This window comes from Streptomyces sp. rh34 (genome assembly GCF_002551245.1).
Taxonomy (GTDB): Bacteria; Actinomycetota; Actinomycetes; order Streptomycetales; family Streptomycetaceae; genus Streptomyces.
In genome coordinates this window covers 1-20,570 of sequence record NZ_NTGZ01000130.1, presented here as the reverse complement: position 1 = coordinate 20,570, position 20,570 = coordinate 1, and the positions used below count along the sequence as shown (strand labels likewise).

Genomic DNA, 20,570 nt, shown 5'->3' with positions numbered 1-20,570 from the left:
TGGCCGAACTGCCCACCCGCCACGGCCGCGACACCGGCCAGATCGTCGAGGCCGCGGCCACCGGCGAACTGGGCGCGCTGCTCGTCGCCGGGGTCGGCGTCGAGGACCTGCCCGACCCGAACCGTGCCATCCAGGCGCTGAACGAGGTCGGCTTCCTGGTCTCGCTGGAACTGCGGCCGAGCGCGGTCTCCGCCCGGGCGGACGTGGTCTTCCCGGTCGCCGCCGTCGCGGAGAAGTCCGGCACCTTCCTCAACTGGGAGGGCCGGGTCCGGATGTTCCAGGCGGCGCTCAAGCCCGAGCAGATGCCCCGGACGCTCGCGCCGACGGACTCCCGGGTGCTGCACATGCTGGCCGACGCCATGGACGTGCACTTCGCCCTGCCGGACCTGACCGCCGCCCGCCGCGAGCTGGACCGGCTCGGCGGCTGGGAGGGCAGCCACGCGGAGGACCCGCGCGAGAGCGCGCGGCCGCTGCCCCGGCCCGGCGACGGCGAGGCGGTCCTCGCGGGCCACCGGATGCTGCTCGACCTGGGCCGGCTCCAGGAGGGCGACACCGCGCTCGCCGGGACCCGGCACGCGGCCGTCGCCCGGCTCTCGGCGGCCACCGCCGCCGAGTCCGGCGTCAAGGACGGCGACCTGCTCGCCGTCACCGGCCCCGCGGGCACCGTCGAACTGCCCCTCGCGGTCACCGACATGCCGGACCGGGTGGTCTGGGTGCCGCTGAACTCGGTGGGGCGCGGTATCCCCGCCGACACCGGCGCGAACCCCGGCGGCCTGGTGCGGATCGGCCCCGCCGCCGCACCGAGTGCTCCCGTCGAACCATCGGAGGTACGAGCGTGACTGGCCTCGCCGCATTCACGACGGCGCCCGAGGGCGTCGTCCTCGCCGCCGAGGATCTCTCGATGTTCGGCACCGACCCCTGGTGGCTCGTCGTCATCAAGGCGGTCTTCTGCTTCGCGTTCCTGATGCTGATCGTGCTGTTCTCCATCGTGTGGGAGCGCAAGGTCGTCGCCTGGATGCAGCTGCGCATCGGCCCCAACCGGCACGGCCCCTGGGGGTTGCTCCAGTCGCTCGCCGACGGCGTCAAGCTGATGCTGAAGGAAGACGTGATCGTCAAGCGCGCGGACAAGGCGGTCTACGTCCTCGCGCCGATCCTCGCCGCGATCCCGGCATTCATGGCGATCGCGGTGATCCCCTTCGGCCCGGCGGGCAACGAGATCTCGATCTTCGGGCAGCGCACCACGATGCAGCTGACGGACCTCCCGATCGCCGCGCTCTACATCCTCGCCGTCGGCGCGGTCGGGGTGTACGGCTTCGTCCTCGGCGGCTGGTCCTCGGGCTCGACCTACCCCCTGCTCGGCGGAATCCGTTCGTCCGCCCAGATGATCTCGTACGAGATCGCCATGGGCGCGGCCTTCGCCTCGGTCTTCCTCTACTCCGGGTCGATGTCCACCTCGACGATCGTGGAGGCGCAGGCGGACCGCTGGTACATCATGCTGCTGCCCGTCTCGTTCATCATCTACATGGTGACCATGGTCGGTGAGGCCAGTCGGGCGCCGTTCGACATGCCGGAGTCCGAGGGCGACCTGGTCGGCGGGTTCAACACCGAGTACAGCTCCATCAAGTTCGCGATGTTCATGCTCGCCGAGTACATCCACATGGTGACCGTGTCGATGATCGCGGTGACGCTGTTCCTCGGCGGCTGGCGGGCCCCGTACCCGATCTCGGCGTTCTGGGAGGGCGCGAACCACGGCTGGTGGCCGATGCTCTGGTTCTTCCTGAAGCTCCAGGTGCTGATCTTCTTCTTCATCTGGCTGCGCGGCACGCTTCCCCGCGTGCGCTACGACCAGTTGATGAAGCTGGGCTGGAAGGTCCTCATCCCGGTCTCGGTGGTCTGGCTGATGCTCGTCGCCACCGTCCGGGCCCTGCGCAACGAGGGCTACGACTTCTCCCGGATCGTGCTGTACGTCGGTGCGGTCGTGATCGCGATCCTGCTGATCTCGTTCGTCGTCGACATGTTCCGTGACCGCAGGAACCGGGCCGAGGAGGAAGCGGCCGGACCGGAGCCCGCCTTCGATCCGATGGCGGGCGGGTTCCCGGTGCCTCCGCTGCCCGGACAGACCCTGCCGCCGGTGCCCAGGCGCACACCACGGCGGGAGCGGGAGCTCGTTGTCAGTGGTGGAGCGGATACTCAGAGTGACGAAAGCGCGAGTGACGGAAAGGAGGCCGGCGGTGTCTGAGAAACCAGAGCTCACGGGCTCATCGGGGTCCGCTGGGTCCTCGGGCCAGGCGGGGCGGGCAGGGGAGTCGGGGGACAAGTTCCAGAACCCCGTGGCCGGCTTCGGCGTGACCTTCAAGGCCATGTTCAAGAAGCGGCTCACCGAGCAGTATCCGGAGACGCCGAAGGTGACGGCGCCCCGCTTCCACGGCCGTCACCAGCTCAACCGCCACCCGGACGGCCTGGAGAAGTGCGTCGGCTGCGAGCTGTGCGCCTGGGCCTGTCCGGCGGACGCGATCTACGTGGAGGGCGCGGACAACACCGAGGAGGAGCGCTACTCCCCGGGCGAGCGCTACGGCCGCGTCTACCAGATCAACTACGCGCGCTGCATCCTGTGCGGACTCTGCATCGAGGCCTGCCCCACCCGGGCGCTGACGATGACGAACGAGTTCGAGCTGGCCAACACCACCCGCGAGAGCCTCATCTACACCAAGGACGAGCTGCTCGCGGGCCTGGAGGAAGGCATGGTCGACAGCCCGCACGCGATCTTCCCCGGCATGGACGAGCAGGACTACTACCGGGGCGTGGTCACCGAGGCGGCTCCTGGCACGGTCCGTCAGACGGCCGTGTCCAAGGGCGAGAGCGACAAGCCCGACGAGGACGAGGACCCCATCGAGTCGACGCTCGGCGCGGCCAACGCCCGGCGGGAGAAGGGGGCGGGGGAGTGAACGCACTGGCCGCAGCCACCACCACCTCGACCGGCGAGGCCTTCCAGTTCTGGATCCTGGGCACCGTCGCCGTGATCGGCGCGCTCTCCACGGTGCTGATGAAGAAGTCCGTGCACAGCGCCCTGTCGCTCGCCGGGACCATGATCGTCCTCGCGGTCTTCTACCTCGCCAACGGCGCGTATTTCCTCGGCATCGTCCAGATCGTCGTCTACACCGGCGCGATCATGATGCTGTTCCTCTTCGTCGTCATGCTCGTCGGCGTCACCGCCGCCGACTCCCTCAAGGAGACCCTCAAGGGACAGCGCTGGCTGGCCCTCGGGTGTGCTCTCGGGTTCGCCGTGCTGCTGATCGCGGGCATCGGCAACGCCTCCCTGAGCACCTTCAACGGGCTCGGCGCGGCCAACGCCCGGCACGGCGGCAACGTCGAGGGAATCGCCAACCTCATCTTCACCAAGTACGTCTTCGCCTTCGAGATCACCGGCGCCCTGCTGATCACCGCGACGGTCGGCGCGATGGTGCTCACGCACCGCGAGCGCACCGAACGGGCCAAGACCCAACGGGAGATGTCCGAGGAGCGCGTGCGCGGCAAGCACCTCCCGCCGCTCCCCGCCCCCGGCGTCTACGCCCGGCACAACGCGGTGGACATCCCCGGTCTGCTCCCCGACGGCACGCCGTCCGAGCTCACCGTCATGCAGACGCTGCGTCAGCGCGGCCAGATCCGTGATGTCTCGCAGCAGTCCCTCGCCGATCTCAAGGCCCTGGAGCAGCGCTCCGGGGAGCGGCTCGGACGTGAGGACGCGGACGCCGTGGAGCGCGGAGCCAATCCCCCGTCCGCGGCGGAGAATTCGGAGGCCGCCAAGTGAACCCGGTCAACTACCTCTACCTCGCGGCCCTGCTGTTCGCGATCGGCGCCTCCGGGGTGCTGATCAGGCGGAACACGATCGTGCTGTTCATGTGCGTCGAGCTGATGCTCAACGCCTGCAATCTGGCGCTCGTCACGTTCTCCCGGATGCACGGCAACCTCGACGGGCAGATCGTCGCGTTCTTCACGATGGTCGTCGCCGCCGCGGAAGTCGTCGTCGGACTCGCGATCATCGTGTCGTTGTTCCGCTCCCGCCACTCGGCCTCGGTCGACGACGCCAGCCTGATGAAGCTGTAAGGGGTCGGAAACGTGGAGAACCTGATTGCGCTGCTCGTCGCGGCGCCCCTGCTCGGAGCGGCGGTCCTGCTCTGCGGCGGACGCCGCCTGGACAAGACCGGCCACTGGCTCGGCACCGTCCTGGCCGGCGCCTCGTTCGTCGTCGGACTGATCCTGTTCACCGACATGCTGGGGAAGGACCCCGAGGACCGGGCCCTGCACCAGCACCTGTTCAGCTGGATTCCGGTGGAGGGCTTCCAGGCCGACATCGCCTTCCAGCTCGACCAGTTGTCGATGACGTTCGTCCTGCTCATCACCGGTGTGGGCACGCTGATCCACATCTACTCCATCGGCTACATGGAGCACGACGAGCGCAGGCGCCGCTTCTTCGGCTATCTCAACCTGTTCCTCGCGGCGATGCTCATCCTGGTCATCGCCGACAACTACCTGCTGCTGTACGTCGGGTGGGAGGGCGTTGGTCTGGCGTCGTTCCTGCTCATCGGCTTCTGGCAGCACAAGCCCACCGCGGCCACCGCCGCGAAGAAGGCCTTCCTGGTCAACCGGGTCGGCGACATGGGCCTGTCGATCGCCATCATGCTGATGTTCACCACCTTCGGCACCTTCGCCTTCGGGCCGGTGCTGGAGTCGGCGGGCGAGACGAGCCAGGGCAAGCTGACCGCCATCGGGCTGATGCTGCTGCTGGCCGCCTGCGGCAAGTCGGCCCAGGTGCCGCTGCAGTCCTGGCTCGGCGACGCGATGGAGGGCCCGACCCCGGTCTCCGCCCTCATCCACGCCGCGACCATGGTCACCGCCGGTGTCTATCTGATCGTCCGCTCCGGTGCGATCTTCAACGCCGCCCCGGACGCCCAGATGGTCGTCGTCATCGTCGGCGCGGTCACGCTGATCTTCGGTGCGATCGTCGGTTGCGCGAAGGACGACATCAAGAAGGCCCTGGCCGGCTCCACGATGTCGCAGATCGGCTACATGATCCTGGCCGCGGGCCTCGGCCCCATCGGCTACATCTTCGCGATCATGCACCTGGTGACGCACGGCTTCTTCAAGGCCGGGCTCTTCCTCGGCGCGGGCTCCGTCATGCACGGCATGAACGACGAGGTCGACATGCGCAAGTACGGCGGCCTGCGGAAGTACATGCCGGTCACCTTCGTCACCTTCGGCCTCGGCTATCTGGCCATCATCGGCTTCCCCGGCCTGTCCGGCTTCTTCTCCAAGGACAAGATCATCGAGGCGGCCTTCGCCAAGGGCGGCACCGAGGGCTGGATCCTCGGCTCCGTGGCCCTGCTGGGCGCCGCGATCACCGCGTTCTACATGACGCGCGTGATGCTGATGACCTTCTTCGGCGAGAAGCGCTGGCAGCCGGACGCGGAGGGCCACGCGCCGCACCCGCACGAGTCCCCGAAGTCGATGACGATCCCGATGATCGTGCTGGCCTTCGGATCGGTGTTCGCCGGCGGGTTCTTCGCGATCGGCGACCGGTTCATCAACTGGCTGGAGCCCGTGACCGGTTACGACCACGGGCACGCCCCGCTGAGCGCGGCCACGGTCACCGGAGCCACCGTCGTGGCCCTGGTCATCGGCGTCGGGATCGCCTGGGCGATGTACGGGCGCAAGCCCGTGCCCGTCGTCGCCCCGCGCGGCTCGGTCCTCACCCGGGCCGCCCGCCGCGATCTCCTCCAGGACGACTTCAACCACGTGGTCCTGGTCCGCGGCGGCGAGCACCTCACCCGCTCGCTGGTCTACGTGGACCACTCCCTGGTCGACGGCGTCGTCAACGGCACGGCCGCCTCGGTCGGCGGGCTCTCCGGCCGGCTGCGCAAGATGCAGAACGGCTACGCCCGCACCTACGCGGTCTCGATGTTCGGCGGTACGGCGGTCGTCATCGCCGCGACCCTGCTGATGAGGGCGGTCTGATCACATGTCCTTTCCCCTCCTGACCGCGACGGCGGCGCTCCCGGCGATCGGCGCCATCGCCACCGCCGCAGTCCCCGCCGCGCGGCGCACCGCGGCCAAATGGCTCGCGCTGCTCTTCTCGCTCGGCACGCTCGTCCTGGCGGCCGTCGTCTTCCTCCGCTTCGAACCGGGCGGCGACCGCTACCAGCTCACCGAGTCCCGGTCCTGGATCGCCGACTTCGGCGTCCGCTACGAACTGGGCGTGGACGGCATCGGGGTGGCGCTCCTCGGCCTCACCGCGCTCCTGATCCCCTTCGTCATCGTCGCCGGCTGGAACGACGCCGACCCCCTGGAGACGAAGTCCTCGCGCTGGCGTCCGACACAGGGCTTCTTCGCCCTGATCCTCATGGTCGAGGCCATGGTGATCCTGTCGTTCGTCGCCACGGACGTCTTCCTCTTCTACATCCTGTTCGAAGCCATGCTCATCCCGATGTACTTCCTCATCGGCGGCTTCGGCGACCGGGCCCACGCGGGCAGCGACGAGAACGCCGCGACCCAGCGTTCCTACGCGGCGGTCAAGTTCCTCCTCTACAACCTGGCCGGCGGCCTGATCATGCTGGCCGCCGTCATCGGGCTGTACGTGGTCGCGGGCAGCTTCTCGCTCTCCGAGATCGCCGAGGCCCGGGCCAACGGCACCCTGGAGATGGCGACCAGCACCGAGCGGTGGCTCTTCCTCGGGTTCTTCCTCGCCTTCGCGATCAAGGCCCCGCTGTGGCCGCTGCACACCTGGCTGCCCAACGCGATGGGCGAGGCCACCGCCCCGGTCGCCGTGCTGATCACCGCGATCGTCGACAAGGTCGGCACCTTCGCGATGCTCCGCTTCTGCCTCGGGCTCTTCCCGGAGGCCAGCAAGTGGGCGACGCCGGTGGTCATCACCCTGGCGCTCGTCTCCATCGTGTACGGGGCGCTGCTCGCGGTCGGCCAGCGCGACATCAAGCGGCTCATCGCCTACGCCTCGATCTCGCACTTCGGCTTCATCATCCTGGGCATCTTCGCGATGACGAGCCAGGGCCAGTCGGGCGCCACGCTCTACATGGTCAACCACGGGATCTCGACGGCCGCGCTGCTGCTGGTCGCCGGGTTCCTCATCACCCGGCGCGGATCACGGCTCATCGCGGACTACGGCGGGGTGCAGAAGGTCGCCCCCGTGCTGGCCGGGACGTTCCTCATCGGCGGGCTCGCCACCCTGTCGCTGCCCGGACTCGCCCCGTTCGTCAGTGAGTTCCTGGTCCTCGTCGGCACGTTCAGCGCCTATCCGGTGGCGGGCATCATCGCCACCTCCGGCATCGTGCTCGCCGCGCTCTACGTCCTGGTCCTCTACCAGCGCACGATGACCGGCCCGGTGAAGGAATCGGTCCGGTCCATGCCGGACCTCAGGGCCCGGGAGCTGGCGGTCGCGCTTCCGCTGATCGCCGTGCTGATCTTCCTGGGCGTCTTCCCGAAGCCGCTCACCGAGGTCGTCAACCCGGCGGTGGAGCACACCATGTCCGACGTACAGAAGAAGGACCCCCAGCCCGAGGTGGAGGCCGCCAAGTGAGCGCAACAGCTGTCCACAGTCTGTGGACGACGGCGAGCGGGGTGACATCGGCGGCACCGGGCAGCACGTTCACGGCGCCGAAGATCGAGTACACCCAGCTGATGCCGGTCCTGATCATCGTGGTCGCCGCCGTCCTGGGCATCCTGGTGGAGGCCTTCGTGCCGCGCCGGGCCCGCTACCACACCCAGCTCTTCCTGACCGTGGTCGCGGTCGCCGCCTCGTTCGCCGCGATCGTCGGCCTCGCGGCCGGAGGATACGGCACCACGAAGGCCCAGATCGCGGCCATGGGCGCCATCGCGATCGACGGCCCCACCCTGTTCCTCCAGGGCACCATTCTCCTGGTCGCCATGGTGGCGGTGTTCACCTTCGCCGAGCGCCGGCTGGACCCCACCGCCCACGGCAACCGGGTCGACTCCTTCGCCGCCCAGGCCGGAGCCGTACCGGGCGGTGAAGGCGAGAAGGCCGCCGTCCGGGCCGGCTTCGCCACCACCGAGGTCTTCCCGCTCCTCCTCTTCTCGGTGGCCGGGCTGCTGGTCTTCCCGGCCGCCAACGACCTGCTGACCCTGTTCATCGCGCTGGAGGTCTTCTCCCTCCCGCTCTACCTCCTGTGCGCCGTGGCCCGCCGCAAGCGGCTGCTGTCGCAGGAGGCCGCCGTGAAGTACTTCCTCCTCGGCGCGTTCTCCTCGGCGTTCTTCCTCTTCGGGATCGCCCTCCTCTACGGCTACGCGGGCTCCCTCGCGTACGCCGACATCGCCAACGTCGTCGACGGGTCGGTCCTGGAGATCGACCCGGCCCTCGCCGACACCATGGGCAACGACGCGCTGCTGCTCATCGGCGGCGCGATGATCCTGGTCGGCCTGCTCTTCAAGGTCGGTGCGATCCCGTTCCACATGTGGACCCCGGACGTCTACCAGGGCGCCCCGACCCCGGTCACCGGCTTCATGGCCGCCGCCACGAAGGTCGCGGCGTTCGGCGCGATGCTGCGCCTGCTGTACGTGGCGCTGCCGGGCCTCGCCTGGGACCTGCGGCCGGTCATGTGGGCGGTGGCCATCATCACGATGCTGGGCGGCGCGGTCGTCGCGATCACCCAGACCGACATCAAGCGGCTGCTGGCCTACTCCTCGATCGCGCACGCGGGCTTCATCCTCGCGGGCGTCATCGCGGCCAGCCCGGAGGGCATCTCCTCGGTCCTCTTCTACCTGCTGGCCTACTCCTTCGTGACGGTCGGCGCGTTCGCCGTCGTCACGCTGGTGCGGGACGCGGGCGGCGAGGCCACCCACCTGTCGAAGTGGGCCGGGCTCGGCCGGCGCTCGCCGCTGGTCGCCGCGGTCTTCGCGGTGTTCCTGCTGGCCTTCGCGGGCATCCCGCTGACCTCCGGGTTCTCCGGGAAGTTCGCGGTGTTCAAGGCGGCCGCCGAGGGCGGGGCCGGCGGGCTGGTCGTCGTCGGTGTGCTCTCCTCGGCCGTCGCGGCGTTCTTCTACATCCGGGTGATCGTCCTGATGTTCTTCAGCGAGCCGAAGGCGGACGGCCCCACGGTCGCCGTCCCGTCCCCGCTGACCATGACGACGATCGCGGTCGGCGTCGCCGTCACCCTGGTGCTGGGCCTGGCCCCGCAGTTCTTCCTGGACCTGGCGAGCCAGGCGGGAGTGTTCGTGCGGTAGCCCGCGCAGTATGCGGGTCAGCAGCGCCGGACGGTCGGTTATCCACAGACCGTCCGGCGTTGTCGTTGGCTCCGCCTATCGTGGACGGGACGAGAGCAGGACGGACAGGGCCGGGCGTGCGGACCTCGGGGGACAGAGCATTGGGTGTGACCATGGATGTGACCGGGACGGTGACCGACACCGACGCGGACGGCGAGAGCGAGGCGCGGCGGACGCTGCACCGCGTCTTCGGGTACGAGTCGTTCCGCGGCGAGCAGGGCGCGGTCATCGAGCATGTGGTGGCGGGCGGCGACGCGGTCGTGCTCATGCCCACCGGCGGCGGGAAGTCCCTCTGCTACCAGATCCCGTCCCTGGTCAGGCGGGGCACCGGAGTGGTCGTCTCCCCGCTGATCGCCCTCATGCAGGACCAGGTCGACGCCCTGCGGGCGCTCGGCGTCCGGGCCGGCTTCATGAACTCCACGCAGGACTTCGACGAGCGCCGCTCGATGGAGGCGCAGTTCCTCGCGGGCGAGCTGGACGTGCTCTACCTGGCGCCGGAGCGGCTGCGCCTGGACTCCACCCTCTCCCTGCTGGCCCGGGGCGAGATCTCCGTCTTCGCGATCGACGAGGCGCACTGCGTCGCCCAGTGGGGCCACGACTTCCGCCCCGACTATCTGGCCCTGTCCGTGCTCGGCGAGCGCTGGCCGGACGTTCCGCGCATCGCCCTGACGGCGACCGCGACCCACGCCACGCACGAGGAGATCACCCGCCGCCTCGGCATGCCGGACGCGAAGCACTTCGTCGCGAGCTTCGACCGGCCGAACATCCAGTACCGGATCGTGCCGAAGTCCGAGCCCAAGAAGCAGCTCCTCACCTTCCTCAAGGAGGAGCACGCCGGGGACGCGGGCATCGTCTACTGCCTCTCCCGCAACTCCACCGAGAAGATCGCGGAGTACCTCTGCCGCAACGGCGTGGAGGCCGTGCCGTACCACGCGGGCCTGGACGCCGGGACGCGCGCCACCCACCAGGCGCGCTTCCTCCGCGAGGAGGGGCTCGTCGTCGTCGCGACGATCGCGTTCGGCATGGGCATCGACAAGCCGGACGTCCGCTTCGTCGCCCACATCGACCTCCCCAAGTCCGTCGAGGGGTATTACCAGGAGACCGGCCGCGCGGGCCGTGACGGGGAGCCGTCGACGGCCTGGATGGCGTACGGGCTCCAGGACGTCGTCCAGCAGCGCAAGCTCATCCAGGGCGGCGAGGGAGACGAGGCGTTCCGCCGCCGGGCCGCCTCCCACCTGGACTCGATGCTGGCCCTCTGCGAGACGGTCCAGTGCCGCCGGGCCCAGCTGCTGACCTACTTCGGCCAGGAGCCCACGGCCCCCGCCTGCGGCAACTGCGACACCTGCCTGGCCCCGCCGGAGACGTGGGACGGCACGGTCGTCTCGCAGAAGCTGCTCTCCACGGTGGTAAGGCTGAAGCGCGAACGGAACCAGAAGTTCGGTGCGGGCCAGATCATCGACATCCTGCTGGGCCGCAAGACCGCCAAGGTCATCCAGTTCGACCACGACCAGCTCTCCGTCTTCGGCATCGGCGAGGAGCTGGCGGAGGCGGAGTGGCGGGGTGTGGTGCGCCAGCTGCTGGCCCAGGGGCTGCTCGCGGTCGAGGGGGAGTACGGCACGCTGGTCCTGACCGACGAGAGCGCGACGGTCCTGGGGCGGGAGCGGGACGTGCTGCTCCGCAAGGAGCCGAAGAAGCCGACAACCCGGTCGTCGTCCTCCGCCGGCGGAGCCAAGGGCGCCAAGGGCAAGGCGGCCGTCGCCGATCTCCCCGAGGCCGCGGTCCCGGTCTTCGAGGCGCTGCGCGCCTGGCGCGGGGCGACGGCGAAGGAACAGGGCGTCCCGGCGTACGTCATCTTCCACGACGCCACGCTGCGCGAGATCGCGACCCTGCATCCGGCCTCGCTCGCGGAGCTCGGCGGCGTCAGCGGCCTGGGTGAGAAGAAGCTCGCGACGTACGGGGAGGGCGTGCTGGAGGTCCTGGCCCAGACCCCGGGAGGCGCGACACCGACGCCCCCGGAAGCCCCGGCCCCCGCTGCGCCCACCCCCACGGCGCCCACCGCCGCTTCCGCGACCGCCGCCCCCGCGACCTCCGTGCCCGCGTCACGCCCGGCGGCCCCGGCGCGTACGAAGGCCCCGGCTCAGCACAGCGACCCCGAGTTCGGCTGGGACGAGGAACCGCCCGAGTACGAGTGAGGCGTACCAGGCGGTGGGGAACGGGCGGCGGGGCCTATCCCAGGTCCGCCGCCCGGCGGCGGGGCGTGATCGCCGTGAGGTCCAGGTCGACGGGGAAGGGCACCGACACCTTCATCCGGTCGTGAAAGATCCCCGTCGAGGTGTACGCGCCGGTGGCCGGCTCCCGCTCGAAGACGTACACCACGGCACGCCCGTCGTGGTTCTCCACCCGCCAGTAGTGGGGAATCTTCGCGCGGGCGTACTTCACGGGCTTGGTCTCCCGGTCGCGTGACCGTGACTCGGGCGAGACGACCTCGATGGCGAGGCGCACCGACTCGGCGGGGAACCGGGTCTGATCCGGGTCCTGGATGATGTCGCCGTCGATGACGATCGCATCGGGCTCGGGCCGGTTGTAGCGGTCGATGTCGATGGTGAACTCGCGCACGACCTCCAGCTCGGGCGGTACCAGGGACTGCAACTGCCAGTTGAAGAAGTCGACCGCTCGTGAATGGAACAGGGTCTGCGGACTCACGAAAACGAGGCTCCCGTCGATCAGCTCCGTGTGCGGAGGCAGATTCGGGAGTGTGTCCAGGTCATCGGCGGTCCAGCCGCCCTCGGGCGGGACCGCCCACCGCGGCTCGGAGGCCTCGGGTTCGATCCTCATCATTGCTCCCATGGGGAGGAGTCTCGCGGGCCCGACCAGCGTATCCGCCGGGAACCGAATGAGGCTCCCCCGAACGTGTGAACGCCCCGCGCACCGCTGACCGGCCCGCTCTCCTAGTCCTCGTCGCCGCTCCAGTTGTAGCCGCTCCAGCTGTAGCCGTTCCAGCCGTTGCCGGTCTCGTTCTGCTCGACGTTGTGGCGGACGGCCACGGCGGTCCACTCGGAGCGGCGCATGACCTTCATGACCGTGCGGCCCGTGCGGCCGAGACGGGTCAGGTCACCGGCCAGGCCGATGGCGGAGACCAGGGAGGCCAGGACCCGGTCGCGATGGTCCGGATACCCCGCCGCCTCGGCCGCCGCGAACCGGTCGAGAACGCTCCGCGAGAGGTCCGGCACGCCCGGGAAGTGGTGGTGGTACGGGAGCACGCCGAGGACGCGGTGGCTCTTCCGGGACAGGACGGCGCGATCGACCAGGGAATCCAGGTACTTCTCCTGCACGTACCGGTCGTACTCACCCACCCAGCGCCGGGCGCGGATCCCCGCGCGGCGGCGGCCCTTCGCCGGTGGGTCCAGGGTCCGGAGCAGGGTGGCGAGGATCGGATCGGCCGGGTCCAGCGGGTTCACCACCTGGACCCGGCCGCGCTCCTCCCGTATCCGGCCCCGGATCTCCAGCTCGGCGAGGACGGCCCCGGCGGTTCCGTACCCCAGATCGCGGGCGTTGCAGATCGGCTTGCCCCGGTCCGGGTCCAGGGCGAGGAGGATCAGTTCCTCGGGCAGCGTCAGCGCGGGAGCGTCGTGCGTCATGGCGCGGTGGCGATCCTTCCGGTCACGTCGCCGAGGCCGACCCGGGTGCCGTGCGGGCCGGGGGCCCAGGCGGTCAGCGTGACCGTGTCGCCGTCCTCCAGGAACGTCCGCTTGCCCTCGGGGAGTTCCAGCGCGTCGCGGCCGTTCCACGTCAGCTCCAGGAGCGAGCCGCGCTGGGCGGGCTCGGGGCCGCTGACCGTGCCGGAGCCGTACAGGTCGCCGGTGCGCAGCGACGCGCCGTTCACCGTCATGTGAGCGAGCTGTTGGGCGGCCGTCCAGTACATCGAGGCGAACGGCGGTTCGGCGACCACCTGGCCGTTGATCTCGACGGTGATCCGGATGTCGAAGCCGCCCGGCTCCTCCTCGCCGGCGTCGTCGAGGTAGGGGAGAAGGGGGACGTCGCGGGCCGGCGGAGCGGTGCGGGCGGCGTCCAGGGCCTCCAGCGGGGTGACCCAGGCGGAGACGGAGGTGGCGAAGGACTTTCCGAGGAACGGGCCGAGCGGCACGTACTCCCAGGCCTGGAGGTCGCGGGCGGACCAGTCGTTGAGGAGCGAGAGGCCGAAGACGTGCTCGCGGAAGTCGGCCAGCGGGACCGGAGCGCCGTGCGCGGAGGGGACGCCGACGACGAAGCCGACCTCGGCCTCGATGTCGAGCTTCACCGACGGCCCGAAGACGGGGGCCGGGTCGGCGGGGGTCTTGCGCTGGCCGCTGGGGCGCACCACGTCCGTGCCGGAGACCACGACGGTGCCGGAGCGGCCGTGGTAACCGATCGGCAGGTGCTTCCAGTTGGGGGTGAGCGCGTCGCCGTCCGGCCGGAAGATCTGTCCGACGTTGGTGGCGTGGTGCTCGCTGGCGTAGAAGTCGACGTAGTCCGCGACCTCGTACGGCAGGTGCAGGGTCACCGCGTCCACCGGGTGCAGCAGCGGTTCGATGTCCGCGCGGTGGGCGGGGATCGTCAGCCAGGCGGTGAGCGCGCGGCGCACGTCCCGCCAGGCGTTGCGGCCCGCCGCGAGCAGCGGCGTCAGGCTCGGCTGTGCGAGCAGCCCCGCGTAGGGGGAGCCCAGTGCGTGGGCGGCGGCCCCGGCGTCCAGGACGTGGTCGCCGATACGGACGCCGACCCGGCGGTCGTCGGGGTGGTCGGGGGTGGAGAACACACCGTAAGGAAGGTTGTGCGGGCCGAAGGGGTCGCCCTCGGCCAGATCGAGCGGGCTGCTCTGCTCGGGCATGTGGTGCTGCCTCGCTTTCCAGGTCGCGTGAAGGACACGTTACGTCGGTGCTCCTACCCAGCGGCAGTGCCCCGACTATCCCCAACTGTGCGCATTGCCCGGAAAGTTCGTCGGGGCCCCCGGAAATCCGGGGGACCCGACGGCGGGACGGCGAGGCCGCTCAGCCCGCCGTGCGCGGGATGCGCTTCTCCCAGGTGCGGTGGAAGACGATCTCCTTCTCTCCGCCGTCCTTGCCCTCCTTGCAGATCACTTCGTTGGAGGTGATGAAGTCCTGGTCGTCGGCGGCGATCTCGGAGCGGGTCTCGATCTCCACGTCCCAGGCCATCTCCGGGCGGTGCAGCCGGATCCGCCAGTCGGAGCGGGTCCGCGCGGAGAGCGGGTCGTCCTGCTGGATCGTGTACGTCTCCGACGCGTCCTCGCTGAATTCGAGACCGTCGGGGTAGACCCGCGTCCCGCCGTAGCGGGGGTCGACCTCCAGCCGCCACTCGCCCTTGGCCACATCGCGGACGACGAGGCGTTCGGGGCGCGGCTCCTCCAGGGTGACCGGGTGGGCCACGCCGAGCGGTTCGGACTGCTCGGGCTCCCCGAAGGTGATCGCCGAGTCCTCGGTGTGGCGGCGCACCGGCAGCTCGACGAAGCTGCCGTCCGCGTCCAGGGTGAAGCCCGCCGAGCCGGCCTGCGGCCAGATCCAGGGCCAGTACGAGGAGGAGACGGCGAGCCGGATGCGGTGGCCGGGCGGGAAGGTGTGCCCGATGCCGTTGAGGTCGAAGACCACGTCCTCGGTCTCGCCGGGGGGCCAGTCGTCGGTGCGGTCGCGGCCGTGCCGGGCCGCGAGGTTGAGGACGCCCCGGGTGACCAGGGTGGAGGAGCCGTCGGGCGCGATGTCGCAGAGCCGGGCGATGGCCTGGCCGCGCGGCACGTCCATCCGGATGCGGAGCTTCACCCGGGGGCGGCCGAGGATCTCGATCGGCGCGTCCGCGACGGGGAATTCGAACGACACCGACTTCGCGTCCTCGTCCCGCTGGTCCGGCGGCAGGTCCGCGTCGTTGCCGAACGGGAAGAAGCGGCCCGCGTCCACACCGGTCTGCTGCGGCGAGGCGACGATCCGCTCGCCGCCCTGGAGGGCGTACGCCACCGGGGAGACGTTCTCCGAGGGCCAGCTCGCGTCTCCGACCCAGCGGCCCGGCAGCGTCTCGTACACCGTGGCGGGCGGGTGCGAGCCGCTGATCCAGGACCGCAGCAGCGGTTCCCGCATCACGCCCGTCTCCTGGCCCTTGAGGTGCTGGTCCCACCAGCGCAGCGTCTCCTGGAGGAAGCCGATCGCGGGGCCCGGCGGCAGCCCCCGGTCGGGGTACTGGTGCGACCAGGGGCCGATCAGTCCGCGCACCCGCTCCGGGTCGAGGTGTTCCACGAGCCGCAGGACGGTGTCCCGGTACGGGTCGTGCCAGCCGCCGACGGCGAGGACGTTCGCCTTGATCGCGCCGTAGTCCTCGCAGACGCTGCCGTGCTTCCAGTAGTCGTCGCGGCTCTGGTGGGCCAGCCAGGTGTGGATCAAGGGGTCGACGGCCTCCAGCCGCTTCAGCCACATCTCCTTCCACGCGTCGCCGACCTGCGCGGGGTCCGGCGGCCGGCAGACGAAGGCGAGCATGGTGGCGGCCCAGGCGTGCATGTCCACGGCGAGGACGGAGCCGCCCATGTAGTGGACGTCGTTGTCGTAGCGGTCGTCGGCCGAGCAGACGGTGACGATCGCCTTCAGCGGCTCGGGGGCGAGCGCGGCGATCTGGAGCGAGTTGAAGCCGCCCCAGGAGATGCCGAACATCCCGACCCGGCCGGAGCACCACTCCTGCTGGGCCAGCCAGTGGATGACGGCGACCCCGTCGGCAAGCTCCTGCGCGTCGTACTCGTCGCCCGGCAGCCCCTCGCTGTTGCCGTGGCCCCGGACGTCGACCCGTACGGAGGCGTAGCCGTGGCCCGCGTACCAGGGGTGGCGCTGCCAGTCACGGGGCGCGGTCCAGTCGCTGAGCCGGTAGGGCAGGTACTCCAGCAGGGCGGGGACCGGTTCGTCGGTCAGCGGACGCCAGATCCGGGCGTAGAGCCGGGTGCCGTCGGACAGCGGGATGGAGACGTCCTCGCGGGTGGTCTCGTACGGGAACTCGGTCGTGATGTGCATGGGTCACCTCGATGTACGACGACGGGGCGCGAAGGCGTGCTCGGTGGACGGGGCGCGTCGCGCGGTTCAGCGGACGGGGCGTGTCGCGCGTTTCAGTGGACGGGGTGCATGGTGCGTTTCAGCCAGGGGGCGGCCGCGATCATCGCCACGCCCACCGCCACGGCGATCGCGCCGTTGACGCCGAAGTAGGCGGGGTTGGAGACCTCTCCGTACAGCTTCACGATCTGGGCCTGGATGCCGTTGGCCAGGGCGAGCGAGAGGAACCACAGGGCCATCGTCTGGCTGGCGAAGGCCTTGGGGGCGAGCTTGGTGGTGGCGGACATGCCGGAGGTCTCCAGCAGGATGTCGCCCAGCCCGAGCAGCAGATACGAGCCGACGATCCACCAGGCCGCCATGCGGTACGTGGTGTCGGCGTGGCCGGAGGTCGGCAGGACCATCAGCAGGAAGGAGAGCCCGCCGAGGATCACCCCGAACGCGATCTTGTTGGAGGCGTGCGGCTGGCGGGGGCCCATCCTCGCCCAGACCGCGGCGACGACCGGGGCGAGCGCGACCTCGAAGGCGCCGAGCGCGGAGGCGTACCAGCTGGCCGGGAAGGTGAAGCCGAGGATCTCGGTCCGGGCGTTCGTCGACGCGAGCAGCATCATCGTCGAGTACGCCTGGAAGAGGATGAAGTTGAAGACGACGGACCCGAGGAAGAGGACGATGTACGGGCGGAGCCTGCCGCGCTCCTCGGCGGTGACCCGGGGGGAGCGGAACATCACGACGAAGTAGACGATCGGCGCGATCACCGAGATGACGGTGAGCACGTCGACGAACCGGTCCATCGTCAGCCAGCCCGCGAGGGCCAGTGCGGTGGCCACCGCGGCGACCACGACGGCCCCGCCGACGATCAGCCGGACCGCGCGGCGCATCGCGTCGGGGGCCAGCGCGAATTCGGCGGCGTGCTTACGCCCGGCCAGGTGACGGCGGCCCACCACGTACTGGATCAGACCGAGGGTCATACCGACCGCGGCGGCCGAGAAGCCCCAGTGCCAGCTGACGTGGTCGCCGAGCCACCCCGTGATCAGCGGTCCGGCGAAGGCGCCGATGTTGATGCCCATGTAGTAGAGGGCGAAGCCGGCGTCGCGCCGCTCGTCGTCGGTGCGGTAGAGCTTGCCGACCATGGAGGCCACGTTGGGCTTGAGCAGGCCCGTTCCGGCGCTGATCAGGCCGAGGCCCACCCAGGTCATGGCGTCGGTGGGAACGGCCATGCAGTAGTGGCCGCACGCGATGAGGATGCCGCCGTACAGCACGGCCCGGTACGAGCCGAGGATCCGGTCGGCCAGCCAGCCGCCCGCCACGGAGACCAGATAGACGAGCGTCCCGTAGGCGGCGGAGACGGAGGCGGCGGTTCCGGGGTCCATGTCCATGCCGCCGTTGGCCACGGTGTCGGCGAAGAACAGCACCAGGATGGCCTGCATGCCCAGGAACGAGAACCGCTCCCAGACCTCCAGGCCGGACAGGGTCATCAGACCCCGTGGCTGCCCGAAGAAGGCGTGGTCGTCCTCGGGCGGGGGCTTGGCCGGCTCGGTGCCTGCGGTGCTGTGGGACAAAACGGGGACTCCTGATCGTATGAGCTGATCCCGAACATACCGGTGGCGATGGGAAGCCGCCCACGGTGATCCATAGCGGACCGGATACGCTGAAGTTGCGAAGAGAGACAGCGACACATCGACATTGCGTGTGATCGTCAGCAGACAGGAGATGCCCTCGTGACCGTCGTCGGGCCGTTCGGACTGCACGTGCGGGACCAGGCTCTTGAGGCCGATGTCCAGTCGGGCCTGGCCGCTGTCGAGGCGGGGCTGCTCGAAGCCACCAAGAGTGATGTGCCCTTCATCACGGAGGCCGCCCAGCACCTCGTGCGCGCGGGAGGCAAGCGGTTCCGCCCCCTGCTGGTCATGCTCGCGTCACAGTTCGGCGATCCCGGCGCGCCGGGAGTCGTCCCCTCCGCCGTCGTCGTCGAACTGACCCACCTGGCCACGCTGTACCACGACGACGTGATGGACGAGGCCGACGTGCGGCGCGGGGTGCCCAGCGCCAACACCCGCTGGGGCAACTCCGTCGCCGTCCTCACCGGCGACTTCCTCTTCGCCCGTGCCTCCCACATCCTCGCCGACCTCGGCCCCGAGGCCGTCCGCATCCAGGCGGAGGCCTTCGAACGGCTCGTCACCGGCCAGATCCTGGAGACCGCGGGCCCCCGGTACGGCCGCGACCCGGTCGACCACTACCTGGACGTCCTCAGTGGCAAGACCGGCTCGCTGGTCGCCGTGTCCGGCCGCTTCGGCGCGATGATGTCCGGCGCCGACGAGCGCACCGTGGACGTCCTCACCCAGTACGGGGAGCGGCTCGGCATCGCCTTCCAGCTCGCCGACGACGTCCTCGACATCGCCTCCGACTCCCACGAGTCCGGCAAGACCCCCGGCACCGACCTGCGCGAGGGCATCCCGACCCTCCCGGTCCTGCGGCTGCGCGCCCAGGCGGCGGCCGACGGCAAGCCCGACGACCTGGAGCTCGTCGAGCTGCTCGACGGCGACCTCGGCGACGACGACGCCCTGGACGAGGTGCTGCGCCGGCTGCGCGCCCACCCGGCGCTGGAGCAGGCCCGCCAGGACACCGTGCGCTATGCCCAGGCGGCGCGCGCCACGCTCGCACCGCTGCCCGAGGGGTACGCGAAGTCCGCGCTGGAAGAGCTGTGCGACGCCGTGGTGCACCGCGCGGGCTGAGAGCCTGCCGTGGTGCGCGGGACGCTGACGGCGCGTCATCCGGTGGGGCGTACCCCTACTGGATGACGTACACGACCCTCCGGGTTGTCATACCGGAGCAGTAGGCGGAGTTGATTCCCCGGGCTGACGCTTCGGACCGTCTGATTTGGTCAGATGGAGAACAACGGAAGCCGCCGACCACGGAGGTAGGGCACACCATGGCACCGAACGACAGCGCAGAGACCACCGGCGAGGCCACGAGCACTGTCGTGGGCCGCCGCAAGGCGGCGCGCTACATCGTCCCCGTCGCGGTCGCGGGGGTGGCGGCCGCGACCATCGGGCTCGTCCCGGCGCTCGCCAGCACCGGCGACCCGGACCTGCCGAAGATCACCGCACAGCAGCTCATCGAGAAGATCGCCGCTTCCGACGAGGAGCAGCTCTCCGGCACGTTCAAGATCCGCACCGACCTGGGCCTGCCCCTCGACGGCCTCGCGGGCTCGCTCGTACCGGGCGCCGGGGGCACGGGCGGGGACAAGGACGGCGGCGCGGCCGCCCCGCAGGACAAGCTCATGGAGCTGACGTCCGGCACGCACACGCTGCGCGTGGCCGCCGACGGCCCGGAGCAGCAGAAGCTCTCCATCCTCGGGGACGCGTCCGAGTACAGCGTCATCCACAACCGGGGCGAGGTCTGGGCGTACGACAGCCAGTCCGACGAGGTCTACCACGCCGAGGCTCCCGAGGGCCGGGGCGGCGACGCCGCCGAGAAGGCTCCGAAGCTCCCCGAGGGCGCTCCGGCCACCCCGAAGGACTTCGCCGAGCAGGCGCTCGCGGCGGCCGGGGACACCACCTCGGTCACCGTGGACGGCACGGCGCAGGTCGCCGGGCGGGACGCCTACCAGCTGCTGATCAAGCCGAAGCAGTCCGGTTCGACGATCGGCTCGGTCCGGATCGCGGTGGACGCCGAGAACGGCGTACCGCTGAAGTTCACCCTCGCCGCGGCGAGCGGCGGCAAGGCCGTGGTCGACGCCGGGTTCACCAAGGTCGACTTCTCCAGGCCCGCCGCGTCCACCTTCGACTTCACCCCGCCCAAGGGCGCCGAGGTGACCGAGGCCGACGAGCTGGAGACCGGCAAGGACGAGCGCGGCGCGGCACAGAAGGCGCTCCCCGGGCAGCTGGCCGAGCTGGACGGCTTCGAGGGCCTCAACGTCATCGGCGAGGGCTGGACCTCGATCGCCGAGATCAGGACCCCCGGCGGCACGGGCCTCCCGACGGCCGGCTCCGGCGACGTCCCGGCCGAGGCACAGGGCCTCATCGACGCGCTCGGCGACAAGGTCACCGGGAAGTTCGGTTCGGGCACGGTCTTCAAGACGCGCCTGGTCAACGCCCTGCTGACGGACGACGGCAGGGTGTACGTCGGAGCGGTGACGAAGGACGCGCTGGTCCGCGCCGCCGACGCCGCCAAGTAGGACACCCCGGCGCCCGCCGTGCCGGGCGACCGGCGCCGGAC

Annotated in this window: 16 protein-coding genes; 11 read left to right on the top strand and 5 right to left on the bottom strand. The window is 70.5% G+C overall.

The features are described from left to right. The 9 genes from CR470_RS22660 to recQ all read left to right on the top strand — a co-directional run. Nucleotides 1-839: molybdopterin-dependent oxidoreductase (locus CR470_RS22660; RefSeq protein WP_179892345.1), on the top strand; the 839-nt coding region annotated here is incomplete at its 5' end. Beyond that, nucleotides 836-2,239, top strand: a complete 1,404-nt coding sequence (nuoH, locus tag CR470_RS22655; protein WP_097869386.1) for an NADH-quinone oxidoreductase subunit NuoH — start codon at nucleotides 836-838, stop codon at nucleotides 2,237-2,239. The genes CR470_RS22660 and nuoH, both read left to right, overlap by 4 nt. Beyond that, entirely contained in the window at nucleotides 2,232-2,945 is a 714-nt protein-coding gene (nuoI, locus tag CR470_RS22650; RefSeq protein ID WP_097869385.1) for an NADH-quinone oxidoreductase subunit NuoI, read from the top strand. The genes nuoH and nuoI overlap by 8 nt, the downstream gene beginning before the upstream one ends. After that, on the top strand, nucleotides 2,942-3,808 hold the full coding sequence (locus CR470_RS22645) for an NADH-quinone oxidoreductase subunit J (RefSeq protein WP_097869384.1): 867 nt from the start codon (nucleotides 2,942-2,944) through the stop codon (nucleotides 3,806-3,808). The genes nuoI and CR470_RS22645 overlap by 4 nt, the downstream gene beginning before the upstream one ends. Further along, the gene (nuoK, locus tag CR470_RS22640; RefSeq protein ID WP_018960446.1) at nucleotides 3,805-4,104 is read left to right on the top strand and encodes an NADH-quinone oxidoreductase subunit NuoK; all 300 of its coding nucleotides are present in this window, start codon (nucleotides 3,805-3,807) and stop codon (nucleotides 4,102-4,104) included. The genes CR470_RS22645 and nuoK overlap by 4 nt, the downstream gene beginning before the upstream one ends. A gap of 12 nt (nucleotides 4,105-4,116) precedes the next feature. Continuing rightward, on the top strand, nucleotides 4,117-6,012 hold the full coding sequence (gene nuoL, locus CR470_RS22635) for an NADH-quinone oxidoreductase subunit L (protein WP_097869383.1): 1,896 nt from the start codon (nucleotides 4,117-4,119) through the stop codon (nucleotides 6,010-6,012). A 4-nt stretch (nucleotides 6,013-6,016) separates the two neighbouring features. Continuing rightward, nucleotides 6,017-7,588: an NADH-quinone oxidoreductase subunit M gene (locus CR470_RS22630; protein WP_097869382.1), complete on the top strand. Its 1,572-nt coding sequence runs from the start codon at nucleotides 6,017-6,019 to the stop codon at nucleotides 7,586-7,588. Continuing rightward, nucleotides 7,585-9,249 (top strand): NADH-quinone oxidoreductase subunit NuoN, encoded by a 1,665-nt coding sequence (gene nuoN / locus CR470_RS22625; protein ID WP_097869381.1) that lies wholly within the window; start codon nucleotides 7,585-7,587, stop codon nucleotides 9,247-9,249. The genes CR470_RS22630 and nuoN overlap by 4 nt, the downstream gene beginning before the upstream one ends. A 152-nt stretch (nucleotides 9,250-9,401) precedes the next feature. Next, the gene (recQ, locus tag CR470_RS22620) at nucleotides 9,402-11,480 is read left to right on the top strand and encodes a DNA helicase RecQ (protein WP_097869388.1); all 2,079 of its coding nucleotides are present in this window, start codon (nucleotides 9,402-9,404) and stop codon (nucleotides 11,478-11,480) included. A gap of 34 nt (nucleotides 11,481-11,514) precedes the next feature. Here recQ and CR470_RS22615 read toward each other — a convergent pair whose 3' ends face one another. The 5 genes from CR470_RS22615 to CR470_RS22595 form a co-directional block, all read right to left on the bottom strand. Beyond that, nucleotides 11,515-12,123: a Uma2 family endonuclease gene (locus CR470_RS22615; RefSeq protein ID WP_097869387.1), complete on the bottom strand. Its 609-nt coding sequence runs from the start codon at nucleotides 12,121-12,123 to the stop codon at nucleotides 11,515-11,517. A gap of 113 nt (nucleotides 12,124-12,236) precedes the next feature. Then, the gene (locus CR470_RS22610; protein WP_097869380.1) at nucleotides 12,237-12,926 is read right to left on the bottom strand and encodes a GOLPH3/VPS74 family protein; all 690 of its coding nucleotides are present in this window, start codon (nucleotides 12,924-12,926) and stop codon (nucleotides 12,237-12,239) included. Further along, nucleotides 12,923-14,152: a fumarylacetoacetase gene (gene fahA / locus CR470_RS22605; protein ID WP_097869379.1), complete on the bottom strand. Its 1,230-nt coding sequence runs from the start codon at nucleotides 14,150-14,152 to the stop codon at nucleotides 12,923-12,925. The genes CR470_RS22610 and fahA overlap by 4 nt, the downstream gene beginning before the upstream one ends. Before the next feature lie 160 nt (nucleotides 14,153-14,312). Continuing rightward, nucleotides 14,313-16,322 carry a CocE/NonD family hydrolase gene (locus CR470_RS22600; protein ID WP_097869378.1) on the bottom strand — a complete coding sequence of 670 codons (2,010 nt, stop codon included), beginning with the start codon at nucleotides 16,320-16,322 and terminating at the stop codon, nucleotides 14,313-14,315. Between the two features lie 92 nt (nucleotides 16,323-16,414). Beyond that, on the bottom strand, nucleotides 16,415-17,914 hold the full coding sequence (locus tag CR470_RS22595) for a peptide MFS transporter (RefSeq protein WP_097869377.1): 1,500 nt from the start codon (nucleotides 17,912-17,914) through the stop codon (nucleotides 16,415-16,417). A 159-nt stretch (nucleotides 17,915-18,073) separates the two neighbouring features. Here CR470_RS22595 and CR470_RS22590 point away from each other — a divergent pair, with 159 nt between their 5' ends. Next, nucleotides 18,074-19,084 carry a polyprenyl synthetase family protein gene (locus tag CR470_RS22590; protein WP_097869376.1) on the top strand — a complete coding sequence of 337 codons (1,011 nt, stop codon included), beginning with the start codon at nucleotides 18,074-18,076 and terminating at the stop codon, nucleotides 19,082-19,084. Nucleotides 19,085-19,281: 197 nt separating this feature from the next. Continuing rightward, nucleotides 19,282-20,529, top strand: coding sequence for a LolA family protein (locus CR470_RS22585; protein ID WP_097869375.1), 1,248 nt, complete (start codon nucleotides 19,282-19,284; stop codon nucleotides 20,527-20,529). Nucleotides 20,530-20,570 lie beyond the last annotated feature (41 nt).

Excerpts from the sequence above, each read along its gene's own strand:
- CR470_RS22615 (WP_097869387.1), bottom strand. The coding sequence starts at position 12,123 with ATGAGGATCGAACCCGAGGCCTCCGAGCCGCGGTGGGCGGTCCCGCCC.
- fahA (WP_097869379.1), bottom strand. The coding sequence starts at position 14,152 with ATGCCCGAGCAGAGCAGCCCGCTCGATCTGGCCGAGGGCGACCCCTTC.
- recQ (WP_097869388.1), top strand. The coding sequence starts at position 9,402 with ATGGATGTGACCGGGACGGTGACCGACACCGACGCGGACGGCGAGAGC.
- CR470_RS22585 (WP_097869375.1), top strand. The coding sequence starts at position 19,282 with ATGGCACCGAACGACAGCGCAGAGACCACCGGCGAGGCCACGAGCACT.
- CR470_RS22610 (WP_097869380.1), bottom strand. The coding sequence starts at position 12,926 with ATGACGCACGACGCTCCCGCGCTGACGCTGCCCGAGGAACTGATCCTC.
- CR470_RS22630 (WP_097869382.1), top strand. The coding sequence starts at position 6,017 with ATGTCCTTTCCCCTCCTGACCGCGACGGCGGCGCTCCCGGCGATCGGC.
- CR470_RS22600 (WP_097869378.1), bottom strand. The coding sequence starts at position 16,322 with ATGCACATCACGACCGAGTTCCCGTACGAGACCACCCGCGAGGACGTC.